Raw genomic sequence first — 15403 nt, 5'->3', positions numbered from 1 at the left:
GGCAGGCTCTCATTCAATGTCCTGCAAAAATGCGGGAAATGTCATTAAACAGACATATAAAACAGAAGCAGTTCAGTCTAAAAATCAAAAAAAGCCGGCTGATTGTTAATCAGCCGGCTTGGACTTTATTAAATCCAGGTAATTGTTAAGAAGGTCAGCACAGTAATGAGTGCCACTGTAAGACCGGAGTAAAGGAATAGCTGTACAGTTTCATGACCTTTATGGCTCATGTGCATAAAGTAGTACAGCTGGAAAATGACCTGCACGACTGCCAGCAGCATGATAAAAGGAACAATGAACCATGGTGTAAACCCTTCATACATGACCGCTCCAAATGCGATGAGGGTCAAAAAGATCATAAGCGCAAAAGATATGACCTGGTATCTCATCTCTTCTGCATTTTTTCTGCGGCGGTAAGTCAAATCCGCTTTTGGGTTAGAAGATTTCGGTCGTGTATTCTCCATCCGTTTATCCCACCATTCCCATTAGATATACAACTGTAAAGATGAAAACCCAAACTACGTCGATAAAATGCCAGTAAAGGCTGGCCACATAGAATTTAGGAGCGTTGTACAAGTCCAGTCCTCGGCCGGCATTCCGTACCATCAAGGAAAGTATCCAGAGGAGCCCGAATGCCACGTGGCCTCCATGGAAGCCTACCAGTGTGTAAAAAGCAGATCCAAAAGCAGAGCTGGTAAAAGTGTGCCCTTCATGCACATATTCCCTGAACTCATAAATTTCAAGCCCAAGGAAAGCAGCGCCAAGCAAAACAGTAATCAGCAGCCATGCCTGCATTCTCTGAAAATTATAGTTTTTCATATGGTACATAGCGTAAACGCTTGTCAGTGAACTTGTCAAAAGCAGCATGGTTGCTGCAAAGGTCAATGGCAATTTAAACAGTTCTTCCGCAAGCGGATGATCCCCACTCGGAACTTTATCCTTTAGTGCCAGATAGGTGGCAAATAATGAGCCGAACAGAACTGTTTCTCCCCCAAGGAAAAACCAGAAGCCTAAAAATTTATTTTTCGCTTCAAGTGTCGATTTCTCAGGAGAAGCTGGCCATGTCATTTCAGTAAATCGTTCAGAAGATGCCATTATGCCTTACCTCCATTATCATCTTCATTCTCAAGGTCCTCTTTATGGATATGGAAGCCATGGTCGTCCTTCACCGAACGAAGCAGCATAGAGACCAATGTTATGCCAAGGCCTGCAGCCATGACAGGGATGGCCCAGCCCTTATCATCAACATGGTACAAGGCTCCAAACGCAGCCACGAACAATCCGAATGAAATGGTTACCGGCAGGAATGAAGCATTCGGCATATGGATATCGCCAAGTGGTTCAGCTGGTGTCATTTCATTCTTGCCTTCCATCTTTTCAATCCAGAATGGATCAAGTCCGCGGACTAGCGGAAGCTGTTTGAAGTTATAGAAAGGCGGTGGAGACGGAATGGCCCATTCAAGTGAACGTCCGTCACCCCATGGGTCATTTCCTACCCTTACATTCTTAACCTGAGTCATCACAACATTGATCAATAGGACAATGACAGCAACCCCCATGAAAAATGCACCGACAGAACTTATCAGGTTGCCGGTTTCCCAGCCCTGGTTAGGCAGGTATGTGAACACACGGCGCGGCATTCCCATAAGCCCAAGGAAATGCTGGATGAAGAATGTTAAATGGAAACCGATTAAAAACAGCCAGAAAGTGATCTTTCCAAGTGTTTCATTCAGCATAGTTCCAAACACTTTTGGCCAGTAGTAATGTGTACCTGCCAGAAGTGCAAGCACGACTCCCCCAACGATAACATAGTGGAAGTGGGCTACTACGAAATAACTGTCATGATACTGATAGTCAGCAGCTGCAACAGCATTCATGATACCTGTGACTCCCCCAGCAACAAATGAAGGGATGAAAGCCACAGCATACAGCATAGGGGTGGTAAATTTAATGCTTCCGCCCCACATCGTGAACAGCCAGTTAAAGATCTTGATACCTGTAGGAACCGCGATTGCCATTGTAGCAACGGCGAAAATAGCGTTTGCAATCGGCCCCATCCCTACTGTGAACATATGGTGGGCCCAAACCATGAATCCTAGGAAACCGATAAGTACGGTCGCGAATACCATGGATGAGTAACCAAAAAGTCTCTTCCTTGAAAATGTAGAGAAGATTTCTGAAAATAGTCCGAATGCCGGCAGGATGAGGATATATACCTCAGGATGACCGAAGATCCAGAATAAATGCTCCCAGATAATCGTGTTTCCGCCCGCAGAGACGTCAAAGAAGTTGGCGCCGAATAAACGGTCGAACATTAATAAAAACAGTCCTACAGTAAGTGCAGGGAAAGCAAATAAAATAAGAGCAGAAGTAACAAATGATGACCAGGTGAACAAAGGCATCCTCATATAAGTCATTCCCGGCGCCCTCATATTAACGATGGTCACAAGGAAGTTAATGCCCCCAATCAAAGTACCAATACCCGAAATCTGAAGTCCCAGTATGTAAAAATCCACCCCATGTGAGTCCGCTTCCAATGTAAGCGAAGCATATGAAGTCCAGCCTGCGTCAGGCGCTCCTCCAAGGAACCATGAGCAGTTCAGGAATACACCACCGAAGAAGAACAGCCAGAATCCGAGTGAGTTCAAAAATGGGAATGCAACATCGCGCGCACCAATTTGCAGAGGTACGGCAGCATTCATAAATGCAAAAATCAATGGCATGGCTGCAAGGAAAATCATTGTTGTACCATGCATGGTCAAAACTTCATTATACGTTCCGGCACTTAGAAAATCATTGTTTGGAATAGCAAGCTGGATACGGATGAAAAGAGCTTCCAGTCCGCCCGCCAAAAAGAATATTCCGCCGGCAATCAGGTATAGAATGGCGATTTTCTTATGGTCCACTGTTGTCATATAGTCCCATACTGTAGCGCCAAAACCCTTTTTTTGAGCGATCGTACTCACGGTTAAACCTCCCTTTGTAAATCACAATCCCCTTGATGTATATGGTTCAAAAACACCAGCGGGCAGTTACTGCTGTACCTTCAACCCCATGAGGTACTCAGTCAAAGCATCGATTTCCTGTTGATCAAGCTCCTGGTATTTGCCAGTCATAAGGTTTCCAGGCTTAACCTTCTCAGGATTTTCAAGCCATTTTTTCAGGTTTTCTTCATTGTGTTCAAGTATGCCGGCAATTCTGGTTCTTTCGCCAAAACTAGCCAGGTTCGGTGCTGTACGCGCCGCTTCAGGCCTTTTGTCATTCGGCGTATTCGCGTGGCATCCGATACAGCTTTTGTTATAAATTGCTTCGCCTTGTTTAGCAAGCTCGCCGTCAGCAGCAGGCTTTTTAACTGCCTTCATGCTGTCAGTCCATTGACCGAATTCATCCTGAGACATAGTCTGGACCTTGAAATCCATATATGCATGTGATGGTCCGCAAAGCTCTGCGCACTTCCCGTAGAATTGATTCTGGACCTTCTGTGAATCTTTGCTGTCAAACTCAAGCCAGAACTGATTCTCCCCCTCAGGGTTTGTATCTGTTTTGCCCCCTACAGCAGGTATCCAGAAGGAGTGCTTGACATCGGAAGATTTAACATTGAAATACACCTTTTTGTCTGTAGGAACAACCAGGTCCTGGCTCGTTACGATCCCAAGGTCTGGATACTCAAATTCCCACCAATAAAGGTTGGCCCGGACATTGACTACAAGGGCATCCTTATCCTTGGTTTTGCCGCTTTTATCTTTTTCTTTCATTGGTGCCACATCAGCGAGTTCAAATGTATAGGATACAGTTGGAACTGCCAGCACTAGAAGCAGCAAGATCGGGATGATAGTCCAGATGATTTCAAGTTTGTGGTTCCCCTCCACCTGTTTTGGAATGGTATTTTCATTCTTTTTTGTCCGGCGGAAGCGCGCGATCACATAAATAAAGATGACAGTGACAACAATAATGACAAGGACCATGATGACCGTGCTCAGTATCATGAGGTCATATTGTTTTTTTGCAACTTCACCGGCAGGTGTTAAAGTTGACAGGAATGGTCTTCCACAGCCTGATAGAGCAAGCGCCAAGATTGCAAAGATGGAAACCAGGCGCCATTTGTGAAGCCGTTTTCTCATAGCTTATGAAACCCCTCTTTCGTAAAAAATTTCTTGTGTGCAGCTATTTCCTGCTCAAATTCTCTCTATATAAATTCTTTAAGATAAAGAAAGAATTCCAAATGAAATTGGAATTAAATCGATGTTACGATAACCATCGCCACAAATGCTATTGTTAGATAATTCAGCGAATAGACAAACATCAGGCGCGCCCATTTAAGATCGTCCTTCATCCGGTATCCCATGACCGCAAGCGCCAGCCAGCCGGCATTCAGTACGGTTGCCAGAATGACAAATGGGACACCCATGTCCAGCATAAAGAATGGAATCGGCATCAGTGCCGCTACCCAGATCAGCATGCTCCTCTTTGTAGAGCTGAATCCTTTTACTACGGGAAGCATCGGTATACCCGCACCCCTGTATTCCTCAACCCTCTTCATCGCCAGGGCGTAGAAGTGCGGCGGCTGCCAGATGAACATCAGAAGGAAGAGCATCCAGGCAAGCACTGAAAGGTTCTGATCAACGGCGGCCCAGCCGATCAGCGGCGGGACAGCACCGGAAAAACTGCCGATCACTGTATTAGAGACAAGCTTACGCTTTGCCCACATGGAATAGATGACTACATAAGCAAACGCACCGAACACTCCTATGAATGCTGCTGCGGGTGTGGTGAAGGCAAGCATGATCAGCCCTGCCGCTAGGAGCGTGAATCCGATGGCAAGGACAGCAGTACCGGTAAAGCGCCCAGTCACTGTCGGTCTTTCCTTCTTGCTTTCCATAAGCGGGTCGATATCCATGTCGATATAGTTATTTAAAGCGCACGAACCTGCAATCACAAGGGCTGACCCGCCGATTGTCAGGAATACGAGGTCAAGATTAGCCAGGAAGCCCTGCCCTGTAAAATGCAAGGCAAGCCAGATTCCTGTAAACGCTGTTATTATATTTGAATTGACAATCCCAATCTTAATAACAGAAAGAAAATCTTTCCAGACAGAGGCCTGAACGGCTGTATCGCTGTCATTAAGATCAGCATCTGCCAAAACTCGTGTATTTGACATATATGATTCCCTCCTCAAACTTCTTCAAAAATCAGGCTGTATAAGTGTATGTCGAGCTGAAAATGGAATCTATTTCACTTTGTAAATTATCATCAGAATTTTTCAGCTGGAATATAGCCGGTACTCTCTGTATATTAAAACATAATTTAGACATTTAATGTGAATTTTTTTTGGATAACTTATGACGTTTTAGTGACTGTTATGCTGTTATATCAGTCTTTTTACCCGTTCCCGGGTTCGTTCTGCTATAGTGCTGAAATGAGGATGAGAGAGCTTATTTCCCCTTTAACATTTTCCTTCTTTTCCATATACATCCTCTCTATTTCTATCATCACAGGCTGAAAGTTTCAACTATTTTCTGCTTATGTCCAACTTCATCTTGTAAAAATAGGCAGAATTGTGTAATATCTAAAAGGTATTTTCTACATTTTTTAGGCACGTACATGTTTAGTTAATGTTACTATTGTACTGATACATAAAAACATGATTAATAGACTTTCTAATAAAATAAGAAGGTGAGATTTTTGCAACGAAGACTGAAATGGCTTGGGGTGCTTTCCACTTTAGGAATGCTTCTTGTACTCCTTGGCGGCGCCCTTGTGACTAAAACCGACTCCGGGATGGGCTGCGGCAGGACATGGCCTTTATGCAATGGGGAATTTGTCCCCACACAGATTGATGCTGCCCTCGCCATAGAACTTGCCCACAGGCTCGTATCGGGCTCAGTCGGCATTATGATTCTTTTATTATCGGTCTGGAGCTGGAAGCAGATTGGCCATATCAGAGAAACAAAATTCCTCAGCTTTCTTGCCTTTTTCTTTTTACTGCTGCAGGGCCTTATCGGTGCCGCTGCAGTCAAATGGGGACAGTCAGATTTTGTACTGGCGCTCCACTTTGGAATTTCACTGATATCATTTGCGGCTGTGCTGCTGCTTACGCTTCTCATTTTTGAGATTGACAAGAAGTTCCAGGCGGAAAAAGTCATTGTCGATAAGCGGATGAAGTTTCATATTTACGGAGTGATCTGTTACACATTCATCGTTGTATATTCTGGCGCACTGGTCAGGCATCTAAAGGCCAGCCTTGTATGTTCGGATTGGCCGATGTGTACCAATGGGGACTTCAGCCTGCCGGCTAATATGTATCAATGGGTTCAAATGGGCCACCGGACGGCAGCCGGTCTCATTTTCATCTGGGTATTATATGCCTGCTATCTTGCCTTTACCAAATATCGCAGCCAGCCGGTCATTTTATGGGGCTGGGCGGTATGCGCCATACTCGTGACGCTTCAGGTTACTTCAGGTGCATTCGTCATCATTTCCCGGCTTAATTTGTGGGTGGCGCTTGCTCATGCACTCATCATCTCCTGTTTGTTCGGTGTATTCAGCTATCTTGCCCTTCTTGCATCACGAAGCAGGAAAAATGAAGCACTCATGCAGGAAATCTTCGAGGAAGAGATCCCAAAACTTAATTCAATTATTTAAAAAAACAGGCTGGACGCCATCGTCCAGCCTGTTTTTTCAGTATCAATCTCCCTCTATTTCCATCAAAAGGTCACCCGTGGCAATGGCTTCACCGTTTTTAACATGAATCTCTTTCACAGTCCCCGAAAACGGCGCCTGAACTGTAGTTTCCATTTTCATCGCTTCCGTAATAATGATATGGTCGCCTTGTTTTACTTTTTCTCCCTTGTCGACCAAAAGCCGGATTACGGTTCCCGGCATGGTTGCCCCAATGTGTTCCTTATTCTGCTGGTCGGCTTTCATCTTTGCCCCGGAAGCAGACTTTATGCTTTCATCCCTGATGACCACTTCACGCGGCTGGCCGTTGAGCTCAAAATAGACGACCCTGTTTCCATCTCCCCTTGCTTCACTGATTGAAATGAGCTTGACAAAGAGAGTCTTCCCTTTTTCAATTTCGACCTCAATTTCCTCACCCAGTCTCATTCCGTATAAAAATGTTGGTGTATCAAGTGTAGAGACATCCCCAAAGGAATCGAAGGTTTTGGCATATTCCAGGAAAACCTTTGGGTACATTACATACCCAAGCACATCGAAGCTTGTCACCGGCCTCCCGATTTCGTGGAACAGTTCTTCCCTCACCTTAGAAAAATCCACCGGCTCCAGCAATTCCCCAGGACGGACTGTTATCGGTTTTTTGTTCTTGAGGATCACCTTCTGCAGCTCCTCCGGAAATCCGCCAAGCGGCTGTCCAAGATACCCTTCAAATAACTCTATTACTGAATCCGGAAAATCAATTCCCATCCCTTTTGAAAGGACCGACTCTTCATCGAGGTCATTCTGAACCATGAACAGGGCCATGTCCCCTACTACCTTTGAAGACGGGGTGACCTTGACAATATCCCCGAACATATAGTTCACGCGGGAATACATGGATTTTACTTCTTCCCATCTATCACCAAGCCCTACCGCCTTCGCCTGCTGCTGCAGGTTGCTGTACTGGCCGCCAGGCATTTCATGCCGGTAAATTTCCGTATGGGGTGCTATCATGCCGCTTTCGAATTCCTGGTAGTATTTACGAACATCCTCCCAGTAGTGCCCAAGCTGTTCTATTCCCTCTATGTCAAGCTCCGGCTGCCTCTCTTTGCCTTCAAGTGCATAATAAAGTGAATTCATGCTTGGCTGTGATGTAAAGCCTGCCACTGCTCCGATTGCCGTATCCACGATATCCACTCCGGCATCAATTGCCCTTGCATAGGTGTAGATCCCATTCCCGCTCGTATCATGGGTATGAAGGTGCAGCGGGATGCCGACTGTCTCCTTCAGCTCCGAGACAAGCCTATAGGCAGCTTCAGGCTTTAATAGCCCGGCCATGTCCTTTATGGCCAAAATATGTGCCCCCTGGTTCTCAAGTTCACGGGCCAGGTTTTTATAATAATCCAATGTGAACTTAGTCCTAGCGGGATCATTTATATCTCCTGTATAACAGATGGCCGCTTCTGCAATCTTCCCTGACTGACGTACCGCATCAATGGCCACCTCCATGCTCTTTGCCCAGTTCAGGCTGTCGAATATCCGGAAGACATCTATCCCTGCCTCAGCCGATTTCTCAACAAACTCCCTCACCGCATTATCAGGATAATTTTTATATCCAACTGCGTTGGATGCGCGGAGCAGCATCTGAAACAGCAGGTTCGGCATTTCTTTCCGGAGGCCAAGCAGCCTCTCCCAAGGATCTTCCTTCAGGAACCTGTACGCCACATCAAAGGTTGCCCCTCCCCACATTTCAAGAGAAAATAATTGCTTCATGATGGCGGCCGTGGGCTTGGCAGCCTGCATCAGATCCCGCGTCCTGACCCTGGTAGCCAGAAGGGACTGATGAGCATCCCGGAATGTGGTATCCGTCAGGAGCACCTTCTTCTGTCCGTTGATCCACTTAACCACCCCGTCAGCACCCTCGCTGTCCAGGATCTGCTTGGAACCTGCAAGTCCAGCTTCTTCCACAGATGGAATCCTGACGCCGTCGAATATCGGCTTCTTCTTTTTCTCGATTCCAGGGAAGCCGTTAACCGTGACATTCCCGATATAGCTCAGCATTTTTGTGCCCCGGTCCTTCCGCACAGGGAAGAAAAAGAGTTCCGGTGTATTATCGATGAACCCTGTGTTATATTCACCCTTTAAAAAGCTTTTGTGCTTAACAACATTCTCAAGGAACGGGATATTGGTCTTTATCCCGCGGATTCTGAATTCTTTCAGGTTCCTTACCATTTTGGACGCTGCCTGCTCAAAGGTGAGCGCATGCGTTGATAATTTTACAAGCAGGGAATCATAATAGGGTGTAATCACCGCTCCCTGGTATCCGTTACCAGCATCCAGCCTTACTCCAAATCCGCCTCCTGACCGGTATACCATGATCTTGCCTGTATCCGGCATGAAGTTATTCAGCGGGTCTTCGGTTGTGACCCTGGATTGGATTGCGTAGCCATGTGTTTTAATTTCCTCCTGCTCGGGGATGGCAATCAGATCTCCATGCAGTTCTTCCCCAGAAGCAATCATGATCTGCGTCTGAACAATATCGATCCCTGTAATCATTTCTGTGATGGTATGCTCCACCTGTACCCTTGGATTGACCTCAATGAAATAATATTCATTGTCCGCAACGAGGAATTCGACAGTGCCGGCATTCACATACCCGGCCTTTGCCATAAGATGGACGGCTGCCCTGCAGATCTCAAGCCTCAGTTCCTCGCTCAATGAAACACTTGGAGCAACCTCGACGACCTTCTGATGGCGCCGTTGGACAGAACAGTCCCGTTCATACAGATGGACAATTTCTCCATATCTGTCCCCAAGTATCTGCACTTCAATATGTTTTGGGTTTTCGACAAACTTTTCCACATATACCTCATCATTGCCAAATGCCGCCTTGGCCTCAGATTTTGCCCTTGCGTAAGCTTCTTTTAGTTCGCCGGGATCCCTGACGATCCTCATGCCCCTTCCGCCGCCGCCAAGGGCAGCCTTGATTATGATGGGATAGCCCGCCTCAATTCCGAAGGATGCCACTTCCTCAAGTGAAGTGACGGGGCCGTCGCTCCCCGGAATGACCGGTATGCCGGCTAGTACTGCCTGATGCCTGGCTTTAACCTTATCCCCGAACATATCAAGATGCCTTGTTTCAGGTCCTATGAAGATAATTCCTTCCTCTTCACATCTTCTGGCAAAATCAATATTCTCGGATAAAAAACCATATCCAGGATGAATGGCATCTACCCCGCTTTTCTTGGCAATATCAATAATTCCTTCAATGTCCAGATAGGCTTCAATCGGTCCTTTTCCTTTACCGATCAAATATGCCTCATCCGCCTTGTAGCGGTGGTATGCCCCAGAATCTTCTTTTGAATAAATTGCAACGGTCGGTATGTTGAGCTCTGTACAAGCCCTGAATACACGGATTGCGATTTCACCGCGGTTTGCGGCTAATATTTTTGTAATACGTCTCTTCAATTGATAACACCTTCCTGTTATGTATTTTGATTAGGATCAGCCATTTGCCTATCCCTTCACAAGGATTGATATGCCTCGCCCGGGGCGCCGGCCGGAATGGCAGGCAGCCATTTTTTTGCTTGCGGGCCAAAGACCTGCCGAGTAAGCTTTAGGGGATGGCCATGTCTATAGGCTCGGCCTAGTCCTTGGAGGACCTAAGAACAGCTATGCCAGGAAGGCATATTGTTTCTCGTTAAAATCTGCCCGGGTCAGCCTGCCAAAACACAGGGCTGACTATGCCTTAAGTAGATTGTACCATTAGCTGAAAATTATGAAAATTAAAAAGCGCACTTTGGAATAACATTATCTTATGATAATGTTCCAATGGCTTCTCCCTTACATTATAGTCAATGCCGGTAAAAGAGTCTAATACAACTATAAAAGGTCCCAAACAAAAAAACTCAAACACCTAAAAAGTGTTTGAGCAACAGCTGTGTTACTTGCGCAGGGAAGCTTCATGCAAAGCCGACAGTTCCCGTTCCAATGTATCTAAAAGCGCCTTCCCTTCAAGCTCCGGGATCAGCCCAAGGCGGACGGCAAAATCAATTTCCCGTGACAGGCCGAACATTTGGGTATCGAGCACCTCTTCATACAAAGGACATTGAGGCATGGTCAGGTTATCCATCTGCACCTTTATCAGTTTCAATATCTTTTCAGCATCGCCTTTCAGCAAGGTGAATGCTTTATCGCGATAGTTCACTAGCATATCTGACGCCATTCCTAAATCCCCCATTTCAGAGCGACCTTACAATTCTATCTTTAAATTCTACCTGTTGTTTCAAAAAAAAGCAAGGAGATGAGCGATACCAGCCAAGATTTCAAGGTACTTGTACCAAAACATAGGACAGAAAGCCTGCAAAGGATTATACTAAGGCTAGATACTTATCTTGGAGGGATACACCATGGAAGCCATACTTACAATAAAAGGAAATGTCACCTTCCCCATCACCCTTGATCCAGGTGTCTGGATTTTTGATGACAGAAAGGTGGATCTTGACACCTTCTTTACAACCGGTGCAGCGAACGGTCAGGATGACCTGGAGGAATACACAAAAAGGGCATCCAAACACTGGGACCGCGAAATCATGGAAGGCGCCATTCACCCGCCTACGCTTAAGACAGAGAAAAAATATCAAAAAGAAAAATTGTTGAACGGGACTTTCGGGATGCCGCTCACTCCGTTCATTCAAAATGCCCAGCCGAAGAATGGGGCATCCACCTTGATTATAGAATGCAGGACAAAAAACGTGCGGCTCCCGCTTTCGGACGCCGACAATCTGCTGGCTGGTTTTTCGCAAGCTGGAAAGCCCATTAAGGAAGGCGGCCCGGTATATATTTACTTCAAGGATGGTTCAAATTCTGCCGATCCCCTACGGGATGTCACGGGTTTCATTATTGAATGACCGCCTCAAAAAACGGCAAAAAGCTTGCCGTCATTGATTCACATTATTCATAGGAGATTGGCTGCCAATTGTGCCAGCCCTGAACGCTCTCCCTTAATCAGCTTTACATGGCCAGCTATCTGCTGGTCTTTAAATTTTTCTACCACATATGCCAGCCCATTATTGTACTCATCCAAATAAGGATGGTCGATTTGTTCCGGGTCACCCATCAGTACAATTTTGCTTCGTTCCCCCACCCGTGTCAGGATGGTCTTCGCCTCATGCTTCGTCAGGTTCTGGGCTTCATCGATAATGATGAACTGATCTGGCAGGCTGCGTCCCCGGATATACGTCAAAGCTTCTACTTCTATGGAATTCATGCCCGCTAAAATGGCATCTAGTTCCCCGGGTTTTTTTGTATTGAACAGATATTCCAAATTATCGAATACCGGCTGCATCCAAGGCCTCAGTTTTTCATCCTTCTCACCAGGCAGATAGCCGATATCCTTCCCAACAGGCACAATCGGCCTTGCAACAACCAGCTTCTTATAGAGACCCAGGTCTTCTGTCTGAAGCAGTCCCGCTGCAAGTGCAAGAAGCGTCTTCCCTGTGCCCGCCTTGCCTACTAATGTAACAAGGGGTATATCCGTCCTGAGCAGCAGTTCAATTGCGATGGTCTGCTGCACATTTCTTGGCTTGATCCCCCACACATGGTCAAGGTCGCAGACAAGCTTCTTCACTGCCCTGCATGAGGCATCCACCATTCCTAGTGCCGATGAAGAACCGCCAAGTGCATTTTTCATGATCAAGAATTGATTCGGATAGCAATGGGGTTTTGGCACTAACTGTTCCAGCTTCAATTCTCCCTTTTGATAAAATGAATTTACTTCTTCCCCCTGGAGATATAGTTCTTGAAATCCAGTATAAATGTGATCAGTCTCGATGACCCGGTCACTTAAAAAATCCTCCGCTGTCAGTCCGATGGCATCTGCCTTCACCCTGACCAGTGCATCCTTAGAGACAAGAATAACTGCCTTTCCATTCTGTTTGGTTTCTTCTTCGATCAATAAATTTTTTGCAACAGCCAGAATGCGGTTATCATTTGTTTTTTCTACAAAGATTTCCTGAAGCTGATGAAAGGATCGGTGATTGAGTTCAATTTTAAGAGTGCCTCCATTATGGAGCGGAATCCTTTCATGAAGCTTCCCCGCCGATCGAAATCCGTCTATCAGCTTTGATACCTGTCTTGCATTCCTTCCAATTTCATCCATATACCTTTTCTTTGAATCAACTTCCTCAAGGACAACAGCTGGAATAACCACGTCGTTGTCTTTAAATGAGAAGATGGCATATGGATCCTGTAACAGGACATTGGTATCTAATATATAGATTTTGGTCAATTGGACGCCTCCCGATTAAAAAATCGAAGCCAAAGCGGATAAACAGGGACTTTAGGCTTTGATATTAGTTTATGAAAGGGACAAGTGTATTGCTAAAATATATGAGATTTTGAATAAGGATAGAAGGAAAAATCCAAACTAGGTAAAAAAGTGTGCCAGCACAAGGAGGATACCCATGAAAAAGCTGATTCCGTTTGTGATGATCTGCTCCGTGCTGACAGCCTGCGGGGCAGATGGATCAAACCCTGACAGTAAAGAAAATCATAAGGCAGGCGTCAGGAATTCAGCCATCCAGAATCGCGACCGCCTCACCAGCCAGCAGGTATCCCGCCGGCTGGAAGATTTGGCGCTAAGGAACCCGAATGTAAATAAAGCGGCCGCTGTAGTGCTTGGAGCCTATGCCATTGTCGGCATCGACATTGATGATGATATAGAACGGTCACAGACAGGGTCGATAAAGTATGCCGTTGGCGAGTCGCTTGAAAACGACCCTCAGGGTGGACGCGCAATGGTTGTGGCTGATCCAGACATTACTGCAAGGCTTCGGGAGCTGTCCCAAGATATCAAAGATGGGCGGCCGCTGCCAGGCATTATGAATGAACTGGGAAATATAGCGGGCAGGCTGATCCCTACGGTCCCTGGAGACAAGAATGACAATGAACCGTATAAAACAACAGAAGAGCCAAAAAAACAAATGAACCGGCAAGAAAAGAAAATCATGGAAAAAGAGCAGGACGAGCAATCCAACCATTATAAAGACCGGGATAGATGAATCTTTAGGAAGCCCTAGGATGTGGCGGGCCTCCTCAAGATTTCGTTAACGCCTCCATGACATGGCGGTCGAGAAGACATGCCGCCTCTTCATCATACATTTTGCTGTATTCAGGATTATGTGAAATTTTGGAACCATAAAACATTATATCTCTCACCTCATAAACACTCATTTCCAGTATAGTCAGAGCGAGCGGGACATCCTTGATCCGCTCGTTTTTAATCATAACCTGGCCGTTGATGGAAAAGGCGGATTCTTCTGCAAAAAGCACCAGTACCGCCCTCTCATGATGCCTGATGTTCTGGATAATCCTGGACCGGCTGGCTGCAGCAAATACGATCGTCTTTTCATCCCTGGCAAGTATCCAGGAAATCAAATTTACATTAGGCCCTCCCCCTTCATGGTCTATGGTTGACAGGACTGCCAGTTGCTCCTTTTGCAGGAACTCGAATAAGGATGGAATCAGTTCGGTTTCCACCAGATTAGGCATGGTTCTTCCTCCTAACGGTTTTTTAAAGGTAGTCCTTCAGACAGAAGTATAAGAAAATATTCTGTATGCTCTTGAGTTATTCCTTCTTGCTTAAAAGATGGTATACTAGGGATAGAATATAGGCAGGAGAAGAGGTGCCGAATGAGGGTTAAATGTGTTTTATGCGAAAAAATTGAGTCGATCAATAGCGATACACTGTTAGCAAAGCGCCTGAGAAACAGGCCTATCCATACATATTTGTGCAAGGACTGTTACAGCCGAATTGAAGTGCGGACTAAGGAAAGAATTGCAACAGGAAGTTTTCGGCTCTATAGGAGCCCAAAAAAACAGGATGACTGGTGAAATGCAAAAAAATAGAGGACGACCCTTAAAAAAACAAATGGGTCATCCTCTATTTTTTTTGCAGTAAAATCAGGCTGTCAATTGAAGAAATTTTTTCATGCATCCAAGTGAATAAAAGGCATAGGATAACAGCCAGCTGTTTTTAATTTGAAAGCAGCAAAGCCCGGGCAAAAACAATAAGTTTTTAATCCCGGGCTATGTTTTAGCGGCTCAATTAGCCGCCCTTTTTATTGCTATAAAATAAATCAGGTAAAATTCCTGTATTTCTGAGGTTCCAGGTTAATCTGATGGAGCATTGCTTCAATCAGTTCGGCAGGAAACCTCCTGATGTCAGCCGAGCCGTCCTTCACGAAATCCACATAATACATAGAGCCATCCTTCCTGACTTTGAGAGAGCCCAAAGCATGCTCCTCTGTAAGGAGCCCTTCAAACATTTCTTTAGTCTCAAAGGCTGCTGTATCTTCCGGCCTGGCATCACACACCACTTTGATGGTAAGCCAATTGTATAATGCATCCTGAAGTGAATTCATGGCTTACTGCTCCACTTGCTGGCGCTTCTGCTGATTCAGCCTGATTTTATATATTCCAAGAACGAAGGCAGCAACCAGCAGTGATTCGACTACCGGCAGCTGAATGGCCAGGATGGTAAGCATAAGGCATCCAAGCGCAAGTGAAATGTATATAATCAGGTTTTTAAAAACAGACAGTTTCCTGGCAAATCCAAGATTATAGACCAAAATGGAGAGCAGTACTATCGACGCGTAAAGTACATTTGTACCGGCTTTCGTGCCGAACAGGTCTACAAAGAGCCTTGCAGCTGGGCTTAAATGCTCTAAGCCATCCATCGTGTTACCCT

Annotated in this window: 15 protein-coding genes; 4 read left to right on the top strand and 11 right to left on the bottom strand. The window is 45.7% G+C overall.

What is annotated here, in order from left to right:
* Positions 1-128: 128 nt before the first annotated feature.
* The 5 genes from ctaF to cyoE all read right to left on the bottom strand — a co-directional run bounded on the left by ctaF (position 129) and on the right by cyoE (position 5158).
* Positions 129-464, bottom strand: a complete 336-nt coding sequence (ctaF, locus tag V1501_RS06700) for a cytochrome c oxidase subunit IVB (RefSeq protein ID WP_409292059.1) — start codon at positions 462-464, stop codon at positions 129-131.
* A 4-nt stretch (positions 465-468) separates the two neighbouring features.
* Positions 469-1095: a cytochrome (ubi)quinol oxidase subunit III gene (locus tag V1501_RS06695; protein WP_409292057.1), complete on the bottom strand. Its 627-nt coding sequence runs from the start codon at positions 1093-1095 to the stop codon at positions 469-471.
* On the bottom strand, positions 1095-2966 hold the full coding sequence (gene ctaD / locus V1501_RS06690; protein WP_409292056.1) for a cytochrome c oxidase subunit I: 1872 nt from the start codon (positions 2964-2966) through the stop codon (positions 1095-1097). The genes V1501_RS06695 and ctaD overlap by 1 nt, the downstream gene beginning before the upstream one ends.
* A 66-nt stretch (positions 2967-3032) precedes the next feature.
* Entirely contained in the window at positions 3033-4121 is a 1089-nt protein-coding gene (coxB, locus tag V1501_RS06685; protein WP_409292055.1) for a cytochrome c oxidase subunit II, read from the bottom strand.
* A 113-nt stretch (positions 4122-4234) separates the two neighbouring features.
* The gene (cyoE, locus tag V1501_RS06680) at positions 4235-5158 is read right to left on the bottom strand and encodes a heme o synthase (protein WP_409292054.1); all 924 of its coding nucleotides are present in this window, start codon (positions 5156-5158) and stop codon (positions 4235-4237) included.
* Between the two features lie 524 nt (positions 5159-5682).
* Between cyoE and V1501_RS06675 the strand changes: the two genes are divergently transcribed.
* Positions 5683-6642 (top strand): COX15/CtaA family protein, encoded by a 960-nt coding sequence (locus V1501_RS06675; protein WP_409292052.1) that lies wholly within the window; start codon positions 5683-5685, stop codon positions 6640-6642.
* A 42-nt stretch (positions 6643-6684) separates the two neighbouring features.
* Here V1501_RS06675 and pyc read toward each other — a convergent pair whose 3' ends face one another.
* Together pyc and V1501_RS06665 are read right to left on the bottom strand one after the other, a co-directional pair.
* A complete protein-coding gene (pyc, locus tag V1501_RS06670) occupies positions 6685-10122 on the bottom strand; it encodes a pyruvate carboxylase (RefSeq protein WP_409292050.1) in 3438 nt (1145 codons plus the stop codon).
* A gap of 475 nt (positions 10123-10597) precedes the next feature.
* Complete coding sequence (locus V1501_RS06665; RefSeq protein WP_409292049.1) at positions 10598-10879, bottom strand: YlaN family protein; 282 nt, start codon at positions 10877-10879, stop codon at positions 10598-10600.
* A 184-nt stretch (positions 10880-11063) separates the two neighbouring features.
* Here V1501_RS06665 and V1501_RS06660 point away from each other — a divergent pair, with 184 nt between their 5' ends.
* Entirely contained in the window at positions 11064-11564 is a 501-nt protein-coding gene (locus V1501_RS06660) for a peptidyl-prolyl cis-trans isomerase (RefSeq protein ID WP_409292047.1), read from the top strand.
* Positions 11565-11611: 47 nt separating this feature from the next.
* Here V1501_RS06660 and V1501_RS06655 read toward each other — a convergent pair whose 3' ends face one another.
* A complete protein-coding gene (locus tag V1501_RS06655; protein ID WP_409292046.1) occupies positions 11612-12943 on the bottom strand; it encodes a PhoH family protein in 1332 nt (443 codons plus the stop codon).
* Between the two features lie 175 nt (positions 12944-13118).
* Between V1501_RS06655 and V1501_RS06650 the strand changes: the two genes are divergently transcribed.
* Positions 13119-13715, top strand: coding sequence for a YhcN/YlaJ family sporulation lipoprotein (locus V1501_RS06650; protein ID WP_409292045.1), 597 nt, complete (start codon positions 13119-13121; stop codon positions 13713-13715).
* A 34-nt stretch (positions 13716-13749) separates the two neighbouring features.
* Here the strand turns inward: V1501_RS06650 and V1501_RS06645 are convergent, their stop codons facing one another.
* The gene (locus V1501_RS06645; RefSeq protein ID WP_409292044.1) at positions 13750-14205 is read right to left on the bottom strand and encodes a pyridoxamine 5'-phosphate oxidase family protein; all 456 of its coding nucleotides are present in this window, start codon (positions 14203-14205) and stop codon (positions 13750-13752) included.
* Positions 14206-14346: 141 nt separating this feature from the next.
* On the opposite strand from V1501_RS06645, the gene V1501_RS06640 reads away from it, so the two are divergent.
* On the top strand, positions 14347-14547 hold the full coding sequence (locus V1501_RS06640) for a YlaI family protein (protein ID WP_409292043.1): 201 nt from the start codon (positions 14347-14349) through the stop codon (positions 14545-14547).
* Between the two features lie 245 nt (positions 14548-14792).
* Here V1501_RS06640 and V1501_RS06635 read toward each other — a convergent pair whose 3' ends face one another.
* Together V1501_RS06635 and V1501_RS06630 are read right to left on the bottom strand one after the other, a co-directional pair.
* On the bottom strand, positions 14793-15077 hold the full coding sequence (locus V1501_RS06635) for a hypothetical protein (protein ID WP_409292042.1): 285 nt from the start codon (positions 15075-15077) through the stop codon (positions 14793-14795).
* A gap of 3 nt (positions 15078-15080) precedes the next feature.
* A complete protein-coding gene (locus V1501_RS06630; protein WP_409292040.1) occupies positions 15081-15392 on the bottom strand; it encodes a YlaH-like family protein in 312 nt (103 codons plus the stop codon).
* Between the last annotated feature and the right edge of the window lie 11 nt (positions 15393-15403).

Origin of the sequence: Paraperibacillus esterisolvens, assembly GCF_046237625.1 — a bacterium.
GTDB lineage: Bacteria > Bacillota > Bacilli > Bacillales > DSM-1321 > Paraperibacillus > Paraperibacillus esterisolvens.
Note: the sequence above shows the minus strand (reverse complement) of the source record. Positions and strands in the feature narration are given on the sequence as shown.